This is a genomic window from Pseudomonas sp. GW821-FHT07E12 (assembly GCF_058986605.1).
Genome location: NZ_JBYSVX010000014.1, coordinates 35,898 through 55,638, shown reverse-complemented (window position 1 = coordinate 55,638; position 19,741 = coordinate 35,898). Strand labels below are relative to the sequence as shown.

Genomic DNA, 19,741 nt, shown 5'->3' with positions numbered 1-19,741 from the left:
AAGGACTTTCGACCAGCTGAGGCAGATTCCGGGACGGATGGCTTCGCCAATCGACAGCACGCATGTTCAAACCGGCATCGTGGGTACGTCCATGGATCCCCGCCTGCGCGGGGATGACGGACCGAGCCATCCCCCTCCCCAACTCACCCCAACCGCTGCCGCACCGCTTCGAACAACGTCACACCCGCAGCCACCGACACATTCAGGCTCTCGATCTCGCCCGGCATCGGGATGCGTACCAGTTGGTCGCAATGCTCGCGGGTCAGCCGACGCAGGCCATCGGCCTCACCGCCCAGCACCAGCGCGACGTTGCCGCGCAGGTCCAGCGCGTACAGCGAACCGTCCGCCTCGCCCGCCAGACCATAGATCCACACGCCCAGCTTCTGCAGGTCGCGCAGGCAGCGTGCCAGGTTGGTCACTGCCACCACCGGAATGCGATCGGCGGCACCGGCCGAGGTCTTGCGCACAGTCGCATTGACCGTGGCCGACTTGTCCTTCGGAATGACCACCGCGGTGACGCCAGCCGCAGCCGCACTGCGCAGGCAGGCACCGAGGTTGTGCGGGTCCTGCACGCCGTCGAGCACCAGCAGCAGCGCCTTGCCTCCGGCGGCCTCGACCAGCCCTTCCAGCTCGTTCTCGTTCCAGGTCTGCGCCGCGGCATAGCGCGCCGCCACGCCCTGGTGGCGCACCCCGCCGCCGACGCCGTCCAGCGCCTGCGTGTTGACCCGGCGCACGTCGATGCCCTTGCGGCGCGCGTTCTCCTCGATCTCGGTCAGGCGCGGATTCTTGCTGCCGGCCTCGACCAGGACCTCGCGGACGTTATCGGCGTCGTTCTCGATCGAGGAAGCGACGGCGTTGACGCCGACGATCCACTGGTTGTTCTTGCTCATTGCGCGAAACGCCGGAAAAGGTGGGGTGGAAATGGTAGGCGCTGACGGTCGCTGCGGCCAGCACCGGCCTTCTGTGGGAGGGACTTCAGTCCCGACGCCTTCTCCAGCAATGCCCGTCGGGACTGAAGTCCCTCCCACAAACTACTCTCGACGGCAGCATTGCTTCATGCGATAGCGCGGCTGAAGCCGCTCCTACGCAGCCAGGTCAGGGCCAGCGCCCGGTGTCGTGATCGGGATGCTGGTGGGACACGATCTGCGCCAGAAACTCCAGCGCCCCAACGTCCTCCTCGGTACGGGTGCCCGGCAGCCCATGCAGCGCATCGACGAACGGCAGCTTGCCTTCCAGCCCATATTGGAGCGTCGGCGGCAACCGCGCCGGTTCATCGAACGCCCCCGCGGCGATCGCCATCCCGTCCGGCGCCTCGTAGGTCAGCGGCGTGCCGCACTCGGCGCAGAAACCGCGCTGGACCAGGTTGGACGAGGCGAAGCGTTTCGGCTCCCCGCGCGTCCAGGTGAACTCGGCGCCACGCACCGACACCAGCGGCGCGTAGTAGGCGCCGAACGCCTTCTGGCACATCCGGCAATGGCAGATCGAGGCATCAGCGAGCGTGCCGCGCACGTGGAAACGCACCGCGCCGCACTGACAACCGCCGCTGTACTCGTCAGCCATGCCTAGGGCCTGTCATCCATTCCCGAGCCTCAATACTTTTTCTTCGGGCGCTTGGCCGGTTGACCACGCGGCGGCAGTGGCGGCGGCACATCGCTCACCACCGCGCCCTCGCCATCCAGCCGTTCCACCAGCCGGAAGTCGATCTTGCGCTCCTCCATGCTGGCCTTGAGCACCAGCACGCGCACGCGGTCGCCCAAGCGGTACTCGACGCCACGGCGCTCGCCACTCAGCGTCTTGCGGATCGGGTCGAAGTGGTAATAGTCCTGCGGCAACTGGGTGACGTGGACCAAGCCGTTGACCTTGGAACCTTCCAGCTCGACGAATAGCCCAAAGCTGGTCACGCCGCTGATCACGCCATCGAACTGGCCGCCTACATGCTTCTCCATCCACGCCGCGCGGTAACGCTCGTCGACCTCGCGCTCGGCCTCGTCGGCGCGACGCTCGCGCTCGGAGCACTGCAAGGCCAGCGCCGCCATCTCGCGCGGTGTGTACAGGTACTTGTCCGCGCGACCGCCGGTCAGGCCGTACTTGATCGCGCGATGCACCAGCAAATCTGGATAACGGCGGATCGGCGAGGTGAAGTGCGCGTACGCCTCCAGCGCCAGGCCGAAGTGGCCGCTGTTGTCCGGCGAGTACACCGCCAGGCTCTGGCTGCGCAGCAGCACCGATTCCAGCAGCGCCGCATCCGGGCGCTCGCGCACCTTCTTCAGCAGCTTGGTGTAGTCGCCGGGCTTGACCTTGCTCCACGGCGGCAGGCTCAGCTTGAACTCCTTGAGAAATTCCAGCAGGTCCTCGAACTTGTGCTCCGGCGGCCGCGCATGGTCACGATACGGCGCCGGGATGTGCACGCCGATCAGGTACTTCGCGGCCTCGACGTTGGCCGCGATCATGCATTCCTCGATCAGCTTGTGCGCATCGTTGCGCACCAGCATCCCGGCCTGGGTGACCTCGCCACGGTTGTCGAGCACGAAGCGCACTTCCGAGGATTCGAACTCGATCGCGCCGCGCGCTGCACGCGCCTTCGCCAGCACTTGATACAGCTGGTGCAGGTGTTGCACCTGCGGCAGCAGCGCCCCGATCACCGACTTGGCCTCGGCATCGTCCTCGCCCACCGCCTTCCAGACCTGGGTGTAGGTCAGGCGCGCATGCGAGTTCATCACCGCCTCGTAGAAGCGCGAACCGGTCACCTCGCCCTTCCGATCCACCTGCATGTCGCAGACGAAGCACATCCGGTCGACCTTGGGCATCAGCGAACAGATGCCGTTGGACAGCGTCTCCGGCAGCATAGGCACCACGAAACCGGGGAAATAGACCGAGGTGGCACGCTTCTGCGCCTCATCATCCAGCGGCGTGCCGGGACGCACGTAGTTGGACACGTCGGCGATCGCGACCACCAGGCGGAACCCATCCTTGTTCGGCTCGCAGTACACCGCGTCGTCGAAATCCTTGGCGTCCTCGCCATCGATGGTCACCAACGGCATCTGCCGCAGGTCCACACGCTGGCTGAGCATCGATGGCTCGACCGTCAACGGCACCGCCGCGGCCTCGTTGAGCACTTCCTGCGGGAATTCGTACGGCAGGTTGTGGCCGTGGATGGCGGTCTCGACGATCAGCGACGGGGTCAGCTTGTCGCCGAGCACAGCGATGATCTTGCCGATCGGCGGGCGGCGGCCATCCGGCGGCGCGACCAGTTCGCACACCACTAGTTGCCCCTCCTTCGCGCCGCCGGTGCCGTCAGGCGGCACCTGCACGTTGCGCTGCACGCGCTTGTCGTCCGGTTCGACGTAGGCGATGCCCAGCTCGTAGAAGAACCGGCCGATCAGCCGGCTCATGCGCCGCTCCAGCACGCGTGCGATCGAACCCTCGCGGCGGCCGCGCCGATCGATGCCGGTGACGTTGGCGAGCGCGCGGTCGCCGTGCATCACCTTGCGCATCTCGAACGGCGGCAGGAACAGATCGTCACCGCCTTCTTCAGGCTTGAGGAAGCCGAAGCCCTCCGGATTGGCGATCACCGTGCCGGCAATCAGGCTGGTGTGCCGCACCGGGGCGAAACCGCCACGCCGGTTCTGCACCAGCTGGCCGTCACGCACCATCGCGCCGAGCCGGCGGCCCAACACATCGATGCGGTCCTGCAAGCTCAGGTGCGCGGCGATCTCCTCGGCGGTCTGCGGCCCCTCGCAGCTTTCCAGCAACTCCAGGATCGCCTCGCGGCTGGCGATCGGCTCGGCGTAGCGCTCGGCCTCGCGTGCGGCATGCGGATCCTGGAAACCACCGGCCGGCGGCGGCGCGCCTGCCGGTTTGCGCGGCGCGGAGGCGGCGGCCGGCGGCCTGTTGCCGCGCGGCTTGCCGGCAGCGGACGCTCCCTTGGCCGGTTTTCCGGCAGGACCGCCGGTGAGCGATTCCGGCATCCACGCGGGCAATGCGCGCTTGGCGACCTTCTTGCCAGCTGATTTCGGGGACGCGGCCTGCTTCGTCGCGTGCTTGCGGGGCGCCTTGCCGGTGCCTGGGGTCTTGTTCTTCATTGGCACCATGGTACCCGCGTGCCTGCATGCGTACCGTTCATACCGAAGGCATTGACAGATCCCGCGTTCACCTCCAGAATTCGCGGCCCACCTGCCCAGGTGGCGGAATTGGTAGACGCACTAGTTTCAGGTACTAGCGGGTAAAACCGTGGAGGTTCGAGTCCTCTCCTGGGCACCAAGGCTTCAAGCTTCAAGCCGAAAAACCCCGCTCTGGCGGGGTTTTCTGCGTTTGAGGGGCGACAACGGCAGGACGCCGTGACACCCGCCGCGAGCCGCGGACGCGCCCACTGCCGAGCGCTTCGTCATCCTGCATTCAATGATTCGGCAGGACAGCCGATATAGTCGGCGCCCCTTTCTCTGTTCTTGCCACGACGCTCTCTTGATCTTTTTCTCCTTTTCCCCCGCTTGGGAAGCGCTCGCCGTCGGCACGAAAAAGGGTGCCGCATGAACGGACTGGGGAACATCTTCATCGCCCCCTCGTCCCCGGCCTCCTACCTGCAAGGGACGTACTCGCCCGGCCTGGTCGTGCTGTCGCTGTTCGTGTCGGTGTTCTCGGCGACGATGGCGTTGCAGACGGCGCATATCGCGCGCAAGTCACACCGGCCGAAGCATAAGCACGTCGCGGTTGCGACCGGCGCGGTCGCACTCGGCGGCGGCATCTGGTCGATGCACTTCGTCGGCATGCTGGCATTCCAGCTGTGCACCCAGGTCGATTACCAGGTTCCGCTGACGCTGCTGTCGATCCTGCCGAGCCTGGGCGCATCCTGGCTGGCGCTGCATCTGCTTTCGCGTCCCCACGCATCGCATTACCAGTTGCTGATCGGCGGCGTGGTGGTCGGGCTGGGCATCGGCGCGATGCACTACAGCGGCATGGCGGCGATGCGGATGAGTGCGCTGCTGCGCTACGACCCGGCCACGTTCGCGCTGTCGATCGTGGTCGCGGTGGCGCTGTCCACACTCGCGCTCTGGCTGCGCTTCGGCCTGAGCCAGACCCTGCTGGGGCCGCTGCCGCGGTTGCTGATCAGCGGGCTGGTCATGGGCCTGGCGATTGCCGCCATGCATTACGTCGGCATGGCGGCGGCGCGCTTCGTCGGTACACCGGACGCCACCGCGAGCGGCCCGCAGTTCGACGCCGTGTTCGCATCGATCGCATTGTCGGCCTTCACCGTTACCGCGACCGTGCTGGTCTCGGCGGTCAATGGCCTGATCCGCATCCGCGAGCTGTACCACAAGATGGAGGAAGGCAAGCTGCGCCTGCGCTCGATCCTGGACACCGCGGTGGACGGCATCATCACCATCGACAGCCGCGGCCGGATCCAGGAATTCAGCCATTCGGCTGAGCGACTGTTCGGCTGGAGCGCCGCCGAGGTGCAGGGCCGCAACATCCAGATGCTGATGCCCGAGCCGGACAGCTCGCGCCACGACGACTACCTGCGCAACTACCTGGCCTCGGGCGTGCCGAAGATCATCGGCTCCGGGCGCGAGGTCATGGGCCTGCGCAAGGACGGCAGCCTGATGCCGATGCGACTGGCGGTCGGTCGGGTCGACCTGCCGAAGGAACAGTTGTTCGTCGGCTTCGTCACCGACATCACCGACCGCCATGCGCTGGAAGCCTCGCTGCGCGAGACCGCCGAGCGCGCCGAGCGCGCCGCCGCGGCCAAGAGCACCTTCCTGGCCAACATGAGTCATGAGATCCGCACGCCGATGAACTCGATCATCGGCTTCACCGAGCTGCTGTTGCAGGGCGAGCTGAGCCCGCTCCAGCGCAACCATCTGAATACCGTGCGGCAGTCCTCGCGCTCGCTGCTGGGGCTGCTCAACGACATCCTCGACACGACCAAGATGGAAAAGGGCCGGGTCGCACTCGAAAGCATCGACTTCTCGCTCAAGAGCCTGGCGCTGCAGATCGAAGCCTCGCTGCGGCTGAGCGCGCAGAGCAGACAACTGAGCCTGACCACGCATTACCCGGAGCAGATGCCCGAGCACTTCCGCGGCGACCCGCTGCGCGTGCTGCAGGTGCTGACCAACCTGGTCGGCAACGCGATCAAGTTCACCGAGCGCGGCGGCGTGGAGGTCACGTTCGCCTACGAACAGGGCGTGGTGCACGTGCAGGTACGCGATACCGGCATCGGCATGACGGCCAAACAGGTCGCCTCGATCTTCGCTCCGTTCACCCAGGCTGATGCATCGATCAGTCGCCGCTTCGGCGGCACCGGCCTGGGCACCACGATCGCGCGCCAACTGGTCGAACTGATGGACGGCCGCATCGAGGTCGAAAGCGAACCCGGCCACGGCAGCACGTTCCACGTGCGCCTGCCGCTGCCGGTCGGCCGCATGCCGGAAGTGGCCCAGCCGGAAACCACCATCCAGACACTGCCAGCCCTGCACGTACTGGTCGCCGACGATGTCCCGCAGAACCTTGAACTGGTGCGATTGCTGCTGCAGCAAGGCGGACACCAGGTAACCACCGCGCTCGACGGTCAGGAGGCCCTGCGCAAGTACATGGCCGGTCGCTTCGACGTGGTGCTGATGGACGTGCACATGCCCGGCACCGACGGCCTGGAGGCCACGCGCCGCATCCGCAGCTACGAGCAGGTCCAGGGCCGGCCGCCGACGCCGGTGATCGCGCTGACCGCCAGCGTCATGGCCGAGGATCGCCGCGCCGCGCACAAGGCCGGCATGAACGGCTTCGCGGTCAAGCCGCTGGATGCCGCCAAGCTGCTGTCCGAGATCGCCCAGGTGCTGCATGTGCCCGCGCCCGCTTCGTCCAGCGCCACCGCCACGACCAGCCTGCCTGCCAGCATGATCGACTGGCGGGCCGGTGCGTCGCTGTGGGGCAACGAACGACGCCTGGGCAACGCCCTGGAGCGCTTCCTCGCCGAGGTCGATGCACGCCATCCACTTCCCGATCCCGCTCAGGTCGAGATCGATTGGGATACCACGCTGGCCAGCCTGCACGGCATCCACGGCGCGGCAGGCAATCTGGCGTTGCCTGGCGTGGCCACGTTGGCCCGCGAACTGGAAGCCCTGGCGCGTTCGGAACAACGCGAGCAGGCACTGCCACGCATCGCGCAACTACGGAAGATGCTGAGCGAGGCCGCCACCGAACTGCGCGCCCGCCCTGCTCCGCCAATCACCCCCGATGCAGTCGAAGCACCCGCCTCGCTGCCGGCCGCCATCCGCGAACTGCAGGTACGCCTGGCCCGCAACGAACTCGACGACGCCCTGCTGGCCGCGATCTGCGCCGGCCTGGAACAGGACAACGCACTCCACAGCCGCGCCCTCAGGAGCGCAGTGGAAAGCTTCGAGTTCGACCAGGCCCAGCACCTGTTGCAGCACCTGCTCGACACGCGCGAGCCATGATCCGGAGTAACGCATGCACGCCCTGAAGGACCCGCGCCCCACCCTGCTGCTGGTCGACGACGAGCCGGCCAACCTGCAGGTGCTGCGGCATACCCTGCAGGATCACTACCGATTGCTGTTCGCCAAGGACGGCAGCCGTGCGCTGGAACTGGTCCATGCCGAACGGCCGGACCTGATCCTGCTCGACATCATGATGCCCGGCACTTCCGGCTATGAGGTCTGCGCGCAGCTCAAACAGAATCCCCATACCGCCACGATCCCGGTGATCTTCGTCACCGCGCTGTCCGAGGCCGACAACGAGGAGCGCGGCCTGGAACTGGGCGCGGTCGACTACATCGGCAAGCCCTTCAACCCCAGCATCGTCAGGGCCCGCGTGCGCACGCACCTGTCGCTGGTGCAGGCACGCGAACTGCGCGAGACCCGCCTGCAGATCGTGCAGCGCCTCGGCATGGCGGCCAAATACAAGGACGCCGAAACCGGCCTGCACGTGGTGCGCATGAGCCACTACGCAAAAGCGCTGGCACTGGCGGTAGGTTATGGCCCGGCCGCCGCCGAGGACCTGCTGCACGCCGCGCCGATGCACGACATCGGCAAGATCGGCATCCCCGATTCGATCCTGCAGAAACCCGGCCCGCTGACCACCGACGAATGGGCGGTGATGCGCAAGCACACCGCCATCGGTGCACGCATCATCGGCGAGCATCCGTCCGGGCTGCTGCGTATGGCCGCCACCATTGCGCTCCATCACCACGAGAAATGGAACGGCAGCGGCTACCCGAACGGCCTGGCCGGCGAGGACATCCCGCACGTGGCGCGGGTGATCGCGGTGGCCGACGTGTTCGACGCACTCACCAGCGTGCGTCCGTACAAACAGGCCTGGTCGGTCGAACAGGCGATCGAACTGATCCGGCGCGAAAGCGGTGCCCACTTCGACCCGGAACTGGTCACCGCGTTCCTGGACCTGCTGCCGGACATCCTGCAGATCCGCGAACACTGGAGCACCCCCGTCGTCACGACGGCTCCCCGCGCTACGGCGATGACGTGATACCCGCCTCGCGCAAGGCCTGCGCCCAGATGCGGTAGCCGGCCTCGTTGGGATGGGTGGTATCCGGGAACAGCGCCTCGGGCAAGGTGCCATCCGGTTGCACGAAGCGCGCCCCGACATCCAGCCAGCGCACAGCCGGATCACGGGCGTAACGCGCGGCCAGCAGCCGGTTGGTCTCGCTGATAGGCGCACGCAACGCGTCATCGGCATGACGTCCGCGCGGGAAGATGCCCATCAGCACCACCTTGGCCTTCGGTAGCCGCTGGCGCACCTGGGTAACGATCGCCTGCACGCCTTCGGCGGTTTCCTGCGGCGTAGTGGTGCGCGCCTGCCCGGTGCCGGCGAGATTGTTGGTGCCGATGTTGATGACCACCCACTGTGGATCGAGCCCATCCAGTTCGCCCTGACGGATGCGCCACAACACGTTCTGGGTGCGATCCCAGCCAAAGCCCAGGTTGAGCACCGGGCGTGCGCCGTACAGCCAATGCCACGATTCCGGCCCGCTCGCGCGCACGCCACGCGGCGTTCCACTCCAGAAATGGGTGATCGAGTCACCGATCATCACCACCTGCGGCTTCGACGCGCGCGCAGCCGCCAGCGCGCCGCGATGACGCGCATACCAGTCATACGAATCCTGCTCCAGCCATGGCACCGGGATCAGCCCGGTATTGAACGATGTACCCAACTGCGCCATCGGCACGCGCGGCGGCCCACCGAGCAGCCGTGCCAGGGTCGGTTCGATCGCCTCGGCCATCATCCGCTGGCCGATCGTGTCCGGATGCAGCGCCCCTGCCGGCGGATTGAATCGCGTGTCGTAGAAGCGCGTGGTATCGAGCCGGCCATCGCGCATGAAGATCGAGCCGATATCGAGATAGCTCACGCGCGGGTTGTCACCGTAGCGTTCGGCCAGGTAGCGGTTGACCTCCGCATCGGCGCGGGTCTTGTCGGCCGACACATCACTGGGCAGCAGCCCGAGCAGCAGGATGTGGGTGTCCGGCAGCTTCTGTTCCAGCGTCGCCACCACCGCATCGATGCCGAGCTGGGTCTGCTCGGTGCTCTGCTTGAGCCATCCGGTGTTGTTGGTGCCGATCAGCAGCACCGCGACCTTGGGATGCAGCCCATCGACCTCGCCGTGGTTGAGCCGCCACAGCACATGCTGCGTGCCGTCGCCGCTGAAGCCCAGGTTGAGCGCGCCGCGTGCACCGTAGAACGTCTGCCAGGTCGACAGAAAATCCTCGTCGGGCGGGCTGGCCTTCTCGTAGTTCTGGGTGATCGAATCGCCGATCAGCAACAGCGGCGCGTCCGGATGCGCACGCACCTGCTCGAGCACGTCGCGATGGCGCTGCGCCCACCAGGTCTCGCCGAGGCGATCCGCCGGCAGCGCCGTCACCGGCAGATCGTCCGCGGCCAGCGCATTCCCCGCCACACCGAGCCCTGCCAGCAGCACCAGGACCAGCGCATGGGCACCCCGCATTCCCCATTTCCAGCACGGCATCATCGAACCCCTCCTCCGACACGAAGCGGCGATTGTGGACAGGCCGGTGTGCGCTCGACAAGGAACCCATACCGGGCCGACATGAAGACTTGACATGAGGTTCCACGCACGCCAAAATTCGCCTCCTGAGTCGCCCAGGTGGCGGAATTGGTAGACGCACTAGCTTCAGGTGCTAGCGGGGGCAACTTCGTGGAGGTTCGAGTCCTCTCCTGGGCACCACGACTCAGAAAATGATCAGACCCGCGCAAGCGGGTTTTTTCATGCCCGACGTTCCGGCCAGCCCATCTTTTCTTAACGTGCTGCCGTCACAAATCCCCGGTGTCGTCACCCGGTGGAGCACCGTTCCCCATAAATTCACACGGCCTCGGGCAAATCTACTGCCCGCGACATAGCCACGCCCCAGGTTTCCGGAAACGCCATGGATCAGGGGACGGATCACCCAATATCGAGAAGCTCTGAATGATCAAGATGAAAAAGTCCTCGAAGGCGGCCATTGCCGCACTTGCGATGGCAACGGCGGTATCCGGCGCCGCACAGGCGGAGGGGTCGCCGTTGACCGGCTCATGGCGACTGACCAGCTACCAGGTCGAATCCAAGGACACGATGAAGAAGATTCCAGCCATGGGCGAACACCCGAGCGGGCGCGTGATCTTCACCGCCGATCACCGGGTGGCCTTCGTGCTGACCGGCGAAGGCAGAAAGAACGGGGCAAGCGATGCCGAGAAGGCCGCCCTGCTCAACACCCTGGTGGCCTATACCGGGACCGAGCGGACCGAGGGCAACCAGTGGTGCACCGACGTCGAGGCGGCATGGAATCCCGAATGGGTCGGCACCACGCAATGTCGTGAGTTCCATCTCGAAGGCGATCGCCTGGAAGTGCTGACGCCCTGGCGGCAGATGCCGAACTGGCCGGGCACCACGCGCTCGATCATCAGCTTCGAGCGCGACAAGTAACCGCGGTTGCGGCGAATTTGATCCCGCGCGATTCCAGCAAACATGCATCGCAAGAACGCCGGTCTATTGACCGGCGTTTTTTATCGCGGCGAACCCATCACCATGCCCACACTGGGCCGGTGAAAGTCTTACGCCACTCGATGGACACCGATCGCGTTCCGGAGCTTGTGCAGGCCCAGAGCCATCTCCACCAGATCGAAACCCGGCGCAAAACCATCGGCGCGGACATAACCTGCAACAAACCCGTGGCGTTCGAAGAACGCACGGCTGTACTGAGTGGTTTCGATCATCACCCGTGCAAAGCGCGGCTGCGCTGCAATGCGACGCAACCGCTCCTGCAACAAGCGCCGGCCCAGGCCACGCCGGTGCGCATCACGGCGCACCATGCCCCAGCACAGATGAGCGATGGTCGGATCTTCCCTGTCCGCCTCATAGCCACCACATGCCAGCAAGTGGCCAGCGGCCACGTCCTCGATCACCATATAGGTGCCTTTGAAGCCATCCAGCAACGTCAGGAAATCCTGCCGCTCCGATTCATCGAAGTATTCCGGCACGTTGCCTTCGAACAAACCGATGCAGGCATCGCGATCCTGTGGCCGGTAAAGCCTGGTGCGCTCGCCCACATCAATGTCCTCCGGCCGACGCCGCGCTTCCCGCACCCGCGCCGAACGGCGGCTTGGCCAGCCACAGGAACCCGATGATCAGCAGGAACGTCCAGCCCAGCATGTAGAAGATGTCGTTGAAGCCCATCTGCGAGGCCTGGTGGTTGATCATGTTGTTGAGGAACGCCGCCCCACGTTGCAGGTCGCCCTGCCCCATCGCGCTGACCTGATCGACGATGCCCGGGTCATAAGGTGAGATGTGTTCGGTCAACTGGGCATGATGCTCCACGGTCCGGCGCGACCACAGATAGGTGGTCAGCGAAGCGGCGAAGCTGCCGCCCAGCGTGCGCAGGAATGTCGCCAGACCCGAACCCGCCGCGATCTCGCGTCCATCCAGGTCCGACAACAGGATCTGCAGCATCGGCATGAAGAACAGCGCCACGCCGACACCCATGATCAACTGGATCGTCGCGATGTGGTTGAAATCCACCTGCAGATTGAAATTGGAACGGTAGAAGCTGGTGAACGACAGGAACACGAAGGCGATCGAAGCCACCATGCGCAGGTCGAAGCGCAACGCATACTTGCCGACGAACGGTGTCAGCAACACCGGCAGGATGCCGATCGGCGCGGTCGCCATGCCGGCCCAGATCGCGGTATAGCCCATGTCGCGCTGCAACCACTGCGGGATCAGCAGGCTGACGCTGAAGAACGCAGCGTAAGCCACGATCAGCGCCATCGTGCCAGCGCGGAAGTTGCGATGCCGGAACAGGCGCAGATCGACGATCGGATCCTTGTCGGTCAGTTCCCAGATCACGAACACCACCAGCGCCACCGCGGCAACACAGCTCAACACGACGATCTTGCCGGAATTGAACCAGTCCTCATCGTTGCCGAGGTCGAGCACGACCTGCAGCGAGCCGACGCCGACCACCAGCAGGATCAGGCCCATGTAGTCCATCTTCGGCCGCTCGATCGGCTCGGGCCGATTGCGCAACTGCGCCCCGACAATCGTGCTGGCGATGATGCCCAGCGGAACGTTGATCAGGAAGATCCATTCCCAACTGTAGTTGTCGGTGATCCAGCCACCGAGGATCGGCCCCGCGATCGGCGCGACCACGGTGATCATCGCCAGCAATGCGAGTGCCTGCCCGCGTTTCTCGCGCGGATAGATCGACACCAGCAGGCTCTGGGTGATCGGGTACATCGGCCCGCACACGAAACCCTGCAGTGCGCGCGAGACCACCAGCATGCCCATGCTCTGCGCCAGACCGCACAGCAGCGAGGCGATGGTGAAGGCCAGCGTCGACCAGATGAACAGCTTGGTCTCGCCGAAACGGCGGCTGAGCCAGCCGGTCAGCGGCAGCGCGATCGCATTGCTGACCGCGAACGAGGTGATGACCCAGGTCGCCTGCTGCGAACTGGCGCCGAGGTTGCCGGCGATGGTCGGCAGCGAGACGTTGGCGATGGTCGTGTCCAGCACCTGCATGAACGACGCCATCGCCAGGCCGACCGTGCACAACGCCACGCTGGCCGGTTTGAAACCGGCGGCAGGCGCCGGTGCCGCCGGCGCTGCGGGAGCTTGGGAGGACATGCTGTTGCTCAGCCCGCCTGGGCCTGCGACGGCAGGTTGGCCTGGATGATGCGATGGATGTCGTCATCGGCCTCCCGCAGCTGCTCGGCATACACATCGGTATCGAACAGCACACCCTTGGCCGCCTGCGTCGGCAGCACGGTGCCCTTCTGGTCGTGCAGGTTGACCTCGACCTTCATCGACAGACCGATCCGCAGCGGATTCTCCGCCAACTGCTTGGCGTCGATCGCGATGCGCACCGGCACGCGCTGCACGATCTTGATCCAGTTGCCGCTGGCGTTCTGCGCCGGCAGCAGCGAGAACGCAGAGCCGGTGCCCAGGCCCAGGCTCTGCACCTGGCCCTTGTAGGTCACGCCACGCCCGTACAGGTCCGAGCGCAGCTCGACTTCCTGGCCCAGGCGCATGTGCTTGAGCTGGGTTTCCTTGAAGTTGGCCTCGATCCAGACCTGCTCCAGCGGTACCACCGCCATCAGCACCGCCCCCGGCTGCACGCGCTGGCCGACCTGCACGGCGCGACGCGCCACGTAGCCGGACACCGGCGCGACGATCCCGCTGCGGGCGTGATTGAGGAAAGCCTGACGCAACTGCGCGGCGGCAGCCTGCACGTCCGGCTGCGTGGCGACGACGGTGTCGTCGACCAGCGCGCGGTTGCGCTCCACGGTCTCGCGCGAGCCGCTGACCGCGGCCTCGGCGGCGGCCAACTCGTCGCGGGCATGCGCCAGCTCCTCGTTGGAGATCGCACCGCTCGCGGCAAGGTTCTTGCGACGATCGAAGTCAGAACGCGCGCGCTGCAAGGTGACCTGACGCGCGGCCAGATCGGCCTGCGCGCCTTCGACGCTGCGGTACAGGCCACGCACCTGACGCACGGTCTTGGCAAGATTCGCCTCGGCCTGCTGCAGTGCGACCTGGGTATCGGACGGATCCAGCTGCACCAGCAACTGGCCGCGCTCCACACGCATGCCGTCATCGGCACCGATGCTGACCACGGTACCGCCGATCAGTGGCGTGATCTGCACCTGGTTGCCCTGCACATAGGCGTCGTCGGTTTCCTCGAACCAACGGCCATACAGGAAGTACCAGATGGCCACGGCCGCCAGCAGCACAATCACCAGTACCGCGACGATGCGCAGCAGCTTGCCGCGGCGGCTCGGCGCAGCGGCGTTGTCCGTCGAAGGAGAAGCGGAGGGAGTCTGACTCATGGGAGATGCTCTCAGGAATGCTTGGAATCGGAAGTGGCGGGATCGGTGACGGCCGTATCGCCTTCGGCGGACTCGGGCGCGAAGCCACCGCCGAGGGCGCGGCGCAACTTCACCGATGCCAGGATCTGTTGTGATTGCAGCGTGGCCGTGCGTTGCTGCGCGGTCAGCAGTTGCTGCTGCACACTCAGCACGTCGAGGTAGCTGCCGATGCCGGCGCTGTAGCGCTGCTGCGACAGGTCATAGGCGGACGTCGCGGTCGCCAGTGCCTGCGCCTGGGAGTTCACCTGCGCATCCAGCGAGCGCATCGCGTTGACCTGGTCGGCGACCTCGCGCAACGCACCGACCACTTTCTGGTTGTAGTCGGCAACGGCCAGATCGTAGGCCGCGTCTTTGCCGGCCAGATTGGCGCGCAGCTTGCCACCGTCGAAGATCGGCAGGCTCAGCGCCGGCGCCACCACGCCGAGCACCGAGCCGCTCTTGAACAGATCGGTGACTTCCTTGTTGACCACGCCACCCAGCACGATCAGGTTGAGGCTCGGATAGAACTTGGTCCTGGCCGAAGCGATGTCCTTGCTGGCCGCCTCCACGCGCCAGCGCGCGGCAACCACATCGGGACGACGGCCCAGCAGGTCGGCCGGCAACACGCTCGGCAGCTGCAGCGCCAGCGCCGACAGCTGCGGGCGCTCGATGGTCAGGCCGCGATCCGGCCCCTGCCCCAGCAACGCGGCCAGCGCATTGCGGGCCTCGTCGATCTGCTGCTGCACTTCCTGCACCTGCTGCTGCGCGGCCGGCACGCGCGACTCGGCCTGACGCAATTGCAGGTCACTGTCGATGCCGGCGCTGCGGCGCTGGCGGGTCAGATCGAGTGCCTTCTGCGAACGCGTCAGCTCGCCGTTGGCGACGTCGAGCATCTGCCAGGCCTGGCCAAGCTGGGCGTAGGCCTCGACGATCGCCGAGGACAGTTCGAGCCGCGCCGCCTGGGTATCGACCTGCGCCGCATGCACCTGCCCTACCGCGGCCTCCCAGGCGGCGCGTTTGCCGCCCCACAGGTCGAAGCCGTAGCTGAAGTCGGCTACCAGCTGGCTACTGCCGGCATAGCTGCCGCCCAGTTCGTCGCCGACCATCGATTCAGGCAATTGCAGGCCGGTGTAGCCGCCGGAGGCCGTCAGCTTCGGCTTGCGCTCGGCATTGCTCGCGCTGGCCTGGGCCTGGGCCTGATGCAGGCGCGCCTCGGCCGCGGCCAGGTTCGGACTGCCCTGCAGGCCTTCGGCGACCAGGGCATCGAGCTGGGAATCCCCCAGCGCCCGCCACCAGTCACGGCTCGGCCAACCGGCCGGGCTCAGCGCGACGCCGGACAGGGTCTTTTCGGAATGGACATCGGCTGCGTCCAGCAGGCGGCCTTCCGGCGCCAACCCGCGGCTGCTGGCGCAAGCCGCCAGGGCCAGGGCCAGCATCGACACCGCAGCAGGACGCCACATGCGCGTCATTGTGGAAAGGTCTGGATTCATGGCGAATTGAGTGAGTCGCGTACTCGGATCAGGAGGTGGGTGAGGTTGTCGCGTTCTTCCGGCGAGAGATCGCGCAGGGCGAACTCCATGACCCGGTCGCCGCGCTGCTTCAGTCGCTCATACAGTTCACGCCCCTGTTCGGTCATCACGATCTGCAGCGCGCGCCGGTCCTGCGCATGCGGCTCGCGACGCACCGCGCCGATCGCTTCGAGCTTGTCCAGCAGCCGGGTGATGGCGCTCGGCGTCTGCTCCAGCGCCTGTGCCAGCTCGTTGGCGGTACACGGGGATTTGGCTGCAAGCACCTTGAGGCCGATGTAGTGGCTGAAACCGAACTCTGGCAGCTCGTACTTCATTTCGATGTCGAGATGGCGTACCAGGCCGTCACGGACCTGCCTCAGCAGCAATCCGAAGGTCGGCTGGTTGTCAGGGAGGGGGCAGATCATGGGCCGATATTTTGTTCCGGAAAAAATATTTGTCAACGCAAATATCCCGGATGAAAACAAATACTGCGTCCCACTATTGCGTCGGAGCGGCGTATCTTCGCCCTGGCCCTCACTGGCCCGGTAATACAATCTAGACAATGGACACCAAGATCCCGCCAGATTCACCGATCGATCCGGCGCTATACAGCTGGTTCGAATGTCCCGACGGGCCACCGCTGCTGCCATTCCGCGTCTGCAGCGAGCGTGGGCTGTCACAGGAAGTCGACTGGCACAGCCACGTGCGTGGCCAATTGATCTGCGTCGAGTCAGGGCTGCTGACCGCCCGCACCCGCCGGGGCGACTTGTCCCTGCCCCCCGGATGCGCCGGCTGGATACCGCCCGGCGAGCTGCACACCGTCAGCGTCTCGGGCACGATCCGGGGCTGGGGATTGCTGCCCACTCCCGCGGCCAGCGCCTGTCTGCCCGACCATCCCGGCGTGCTCGGCATCAGCCAGCTGATCCAGGGGCTGACCCTGCGCCTGCTCGGGCACTCGCCGGAGGAACTGGTTGCCCCTCGCCTGCAGCGGTTGGCGGCGGTACTGCTCGACGAACTGGCCGAAGCCCCGTTGCAGGCGCTGTACCTGCCGATGCCGCAGGACCGCCGGCTGCTGCGCATCGTCTCGCGCCTGATCGCCGCACCCGCCGACGCCCAGAGCCTCGAATACTGGGCACACTGGGCGGGGTTGTCCCCACGCAGCCTGAGCCGGCACTTCCGCGCCGAAACCGGCATCAGCTTCGGGCAATGGCGGCAGCAGGCGCGGCTGGCCGAATCGTTGCGGCTGCTGCATGCCGACCAGCCGGTCGGTGCGATCGCCCATCAGCTTGGCTACAGCAGCGCCAGCGCCTTCGTGACCGTGTTCGCCCGCCACTATGGCGTGCCGCCCGGTCGTTACCTGCAACGTACCCGGCAGCACGCCGCGCCACCGCCGCGCTTGGCATCCCTGGCCGCATCCGGATAATCGAGCCCCTTCGGACGTCGCGCCCTCTCGCGCTCACGCCCACCCAGAGCAGGTATCACCCACGCAATGACCGATCTCACCCGCCCCACCTTCCACGGCTTCGAACAACTGCCGCTGCGCGAGTACGCCGAGCGCGCCTACCTCGACTATTCCATGTACGTGGTGCTGGACCGCGCCCTGCCGTTCCTCGGCGACGGGCTCAAGCCGGTGCAGCGCCGCATCATCTATTCGATGAGCGAGCTGGGCCTGAATGCCGGTGCCAAGCCGAAGAAATCCGCGCGCACCGTCGGCGACGTGATCGGCAAGTACCACCCGCATGGCGACTCGGCCTGTTACGAAGCACTGGTGCTGATGGCGCAGCCGTTCTCGTATCGCTATCCGCTGATCGAGGGCCAGGGCAACTTCGGCTCGTCGGACGACCCCAAGTCGTTCGCGGCCATGCGCTACACCGAGTCCAAGCTGACCCCGATCGCCGAGGTGCTGCTGGGCGAGCTCGGCCAGGGCACGACCGACTGGACCCCGAACTTCGACGGCACCCTCGAAGAGCCGACCTGGCTGCCGGCGCGCCTGCCGCACCTGCTGCTCAACGGCACCACCGGCATTGCGGTCGGCATGGCCACCGACGTGCCACCGCACAATCTCAACGAGATCGTCAGCGCGTTGATCCGCCTGCTCGACGACCCGTCGGCCAGCGTCGCCGATCTGTGCGAACACGTGCGCGGCCCGGACTACCCGACCACCGCCGAGATCATCACCCCGGCCGCCGACCTGCGCGCGATCTACGAGACCGGCTACGGCAGCGTGCGCGCCCGCGGCACGTTCGTGCGCGAGAACGCCAACATCGTCGTCAACGCGCTGCCGTTCCAGGTCTCGCCGTCGAAGGTGATCGAGCAGATCGCCGCGCAGATGCGCGCCAAGAAGCTGCCTTGGCTGGAAGACATCCGCGACGAATCCGACCACGAGAACCCGGTGCGCGTGGTGCTGATCCCGCGCTCCAACCGCGTCGACGCCGAGCTGTTGATGGGCCACCTGTTCGCGACCACCGATCTGGAAAAGAGCTACCGGGTCAACCTCAACATCATCGGCCTGGATGGCCGGCCGCAGGTCAAGAACCTCAAGCAGTTGCTGACCGAGTGGCTGAGCTTCCGCAGCAGTACGGTCACCCGCCGGCTGAACCACCGCCTGCAGAAGGTCGAACGTCGCCTGCACCTGCTGGAAGGCCTGCTGGTGGCTTTCCTCAACCTCGACGAGGTGATCCACATCATCCGTACCGAGGACGAGCCCAAGGCGGTGCTGATGGCGCGCTTCGGACTGTCGGAGGAGCAGACCGAGTACATCCTCGAAACCAAGCTGCGCCAGTTGGCGCGCCTGGAAGAAATGAAGATCCGCGGCGAGCAGGAAGCACTGGAGAAAGAACGCGAACAGCTGCTCGCGATCCTGGGCAGCCCGGCCAAGCTGAAGAAGCTGATCAGGGACGAGCTGACCGCCGATGCCAAGAAGTTCGGCGATGCGCGCCTGTCACCGCTGGTGCAGCGTGGCGCCGCGCAGGCGATCGACGAGACCGAGCTGGTGCCTAGCGAACCGATGACGGTGGTGCTGTCGGAGAAGGGCTGGATCCGCGCGGCCAAGGGTCACGATGTGGACCCCGCCGGCCTGTCCTATCGCGACGGTGACGCGCTGCTGGCCGCGGTACGCAGCCGCAGCACCCAGCAGGTCGCCTTCCTCGATTCGGAAGGTCGCGCCTACTCCACCGCCGTGCACACCCTGCCGTCCGCGCGCGGCAATGGCGAGCCGCTGACCGGTCGTTTCTCGCCGGCGGCCGGCGCGTCGTTCCAGGCCATCGCCAGCGGTGACAACGACACCCGCTACGTGCTCGCCTCCACGCACGGTTACGGCTTCGTGACCCGCTTCGAGAACCTGACCGGCCGCAACAAGGCCGGCAAGGCGATGCTCAACCTCAGCACCGGCGCGAGCGTGCTGTCGCCGGCCCTGGTGGCCAATCCCGCGACCGATCGCATCATCGCCGTGACCAGCGCCGGCAACCTGCTGGCGATTCCGGCCACCGAGCTGCCGGAACTCGACAAGGGCAAGGGCAACAAGATCATCGAGATCCCCAAAGCCAAGCTCGCCACCGAGCGCGTGGTCGCGGTGGCCGCGGTGTCGCCGGGCAATACCCTGCTGGTGCGCAGCGGCCAGCGCACCATGAACCTGTCGTTCAAGGATCTGGACGGCTACCTGGGTGCGCGCGCCACGCGTGGACATCTGCTGCCGAGGGGTTGGCAGAAGGTGGACGGCCTGGCCGTCGAATGACGTCCATGTAACGCAAAGAAAAAGGCCGCTCATGTGAGCGGCCTTTTTTATTGCGGTGGACTTGCTTCCTGTGGGAGGGGCTTCAGCCCCGACGGCCTTCCGGAGAAGCCGTCAGGGCTGAAGCCCCTCCCACAAGAGATAGCGGCCC

At 66.2% G+C, this 19,741-nt stretch carries 14 protein-coding genes and 2 tRNA genes; 7 read left to right on the top strand and 9 right to left on the bottom strand.

The window, feature by feature from the left end:
• Positions 1-143 precede the first annotated feature (143 nt).
• The 3 genes from rlmB to rnr all read right to left on the bottom strand — a co-directional run bounded on the left by rlmB (position 144) and on the right by rnr (position 4,082).
• On the bottom strand, positions 144-890 hold the full coding sequence (gene rlmB / locus AC3WJE_RS10145; protein ID WP_493730670.1) for a 23S rRNA (guanosine(2251)-2'-O)-methyltransferase RlmB: 747 nt from the start codon (positions 888-890) through the stop codon (positions 144-146).
• Between the two features lie 205 nt (positions 891-1,095).
• Positions 1,096-1,560 carry a GFA family protein gene (locus AC3WJE_RS10140; protein WP_493730669.1) on the bottom strand — a complete coding sequence of 155 codons (465 nt, stop codon included), beginning with the start codon at positions 1,558-1,560 and terminating at the stop codon, positions 1,096-1,098.
• 29 nt (positions 1,561-1,589) lie between these two features.
• The gene (gene rnr / locus AC3WJE_RS10135) at positions 1,590-4,082 is read right to left on the bottom strand and encodes a ribonuclease R (protein ID WP_493730668.1); all 2,493 of its coding nucleotides are present in this window, start codon (positions 4,080-4,082) and stop codon (positions 1,590-1,592) included.
• Positions 4,083-4,175: 93 nt separating this feature from the next.
• On the opposite strand from rnr, the gene AC3WJE_RS10130 reads away from it, so the two are divergent.
• The 3 genes from AC3WJE_RS10130 (at position 4,176) to AC3WJE_RS10120 (ending at position 8,490) form a co-directional block, all read left to right on the top strand.
• Positions 4,176-4,260, top strand: a tRNA-Leu gene (locus tag AC3WJE_RS10130).
• Between the two features lie 266 nt (positions 4,261-4,526).
• Positions 4,527-7,445 (top strand): MHYT domain-containing protein, encoded by a 2,919-nt coding sequence (locus AC3WJE_RS10125; protein ID WP_493730667.1) that lies wholly within the window; start codon positions 4,527-4,529, stop codon positions 7,443-7,445.
• A gap of 13 nt (positions 7,446-7,458) precedes the next feature.
• On the top strand, positions 7,459-8,490 hold the full coding sequence (locus AC3WJE_RS10120) for a response regulator (protein ID WP_493730666.1): 1,032 nt from the start codon (positions 7,459-7,461) through the stop codon (positions 8,488-8,490).
• Here AC3WJE_RS10120 and AC3WJE_RS10115 read toward each other — a convergent pair.
• Entirely contained in the window at positions 8,474-9,964 is a 1,491-nt protein-coding gene (locus tag AC3WJE_RS10115; RefSeq protein WP_493730665.1) for a GDSL-type esterase/lipase family protein, read from the bottom strand. The genes AC3WJE_RS10120 and AC3WJE_RS10115 overlap by 17 nt on opposite strands.
• 153 nt (positions 9,965-10,117) lie before the next feature.
• On the opposite strand from AC3WJE_RS10115, the gene AC3WJE_RS10110 reads away from it, so the two are divergent.
• Positions 10,118-10,204, top strand: a tRNA-Leu gene (locus tag AC3WJE_RS10110).
• A gap of 240 nt (positions 10,205-10,444) precedes the next feature.
• The gene (locus AC3WJE_RS10105) at positions 10,445-10,939 is read left to right on the top strand and encodes a lipocalin-like domain-containing protein (protein WP_493730664.1); all 495 of its coding nucleotides are present in this window, start codon (positions 10,445-10,447) and stop codon (positions 10,937-10,939) included.
• Positions 10,940-11,067: 128 nt separating this feature from the next.
• Here AC3WJE_RS10105 and AC3WJE_RS10100 read toward each other — a convergent pair whose 3' ends face one another.
• The 5 genes from AC3WJE_RS10100 to AC3WJE_RS10080 are packed head-to-tail and all read right to left on the bottom strand — an operon-like array spanning position 11,068 to position 16,285.
• Positions 11,068-11,562 (bottom strand): GNAT family N-acetyltransferase, encoded by a 495-nt coding sequence (locus tag AC3WJE_RS10100; protein ID WP_493730663.1) that lies wholly within the window; start codon positions 11,560-11,562, stop codon positions 11,068-11,070.
• Position 11,563: 1 nt separating this feature from the next.
• A complete protein-coding gene (locus AC3WJE_RS10095) occupies positions 11,564-13,135 on the bottom strand; it encodes a DHA2 family efflux MFS transporter permease subunit (RefSeq protein ID WP_493730662.1) in 1,572 nt (523 codons plus the stop codon).
• An 8-nt stretch (positions 13,136-13,143) separates the two neighbouring features.
• On the bottom strand, positions 13,144-14,334 hold the full coding sequence (locus AC3WJE_RS10090; protein WP_493730661.1) for an HlyD family secretion protein: 1,191 nt from the start codon (positions 14,332-14,334) through the stop codon (positions 13,144-13,146).
• Positions 14,335-14,345: 11 nt separating this feature from the next.
• Entirely contained in the window at positions 14,346-15,812 is a 1,467-nt protein-coding gene (locus tag AC3WJE_RS10085) for an efflux transporter outer membrane subunit (RefSeq protein WP_493730660.1), read from the bottom strand.
• Between the two features lie 26 nt (positions 15,813-15,838).
• Complete coding sequence (locus AC3WJE_RS10080; RefSeq protein ID WP_493730659.1) at positions 15,839-16,285, bottom strand: MarR family winged helix-turn-helix transcriptional regulator; 447 nt, start codon at positions 16,283-16,285, stop codon at positions 15,839-15,841.
• A 137-nt stretch (positions 16,286-16,422) separates the two neighbouring features.
• On the opposite strand from AC3WJE_RS10080, the gene AC3WJE_RS10075 reads away from it, so the two are divergent.
• Positions 16,423-17,283, top strand: a complete 861-nt coding sequence (locus tag AC3WJE_RS10075; protein ID WP_493730658.1) for a helix-turn-helix domain-containing protein — start codon at positions 16,423-16,425, stop codon at positions 17,281-17,283.
• A 66-nt stretch (positions 17,284-17,349) separates the two neighbouring features.
• Positions 17,350-19,593, top strand: a complete 2,244-nt coding sequence (gene parC, locus AC3WJE_RS10070) for a DNA topoisomerase IV subunit A (protein ID WP_493730657.1) — start codon at positions 17,350-17,352, stop codon at positions 19,591-19,593.
• Positions 19,594-19,741: the final 148 nt, after the last annotated feature.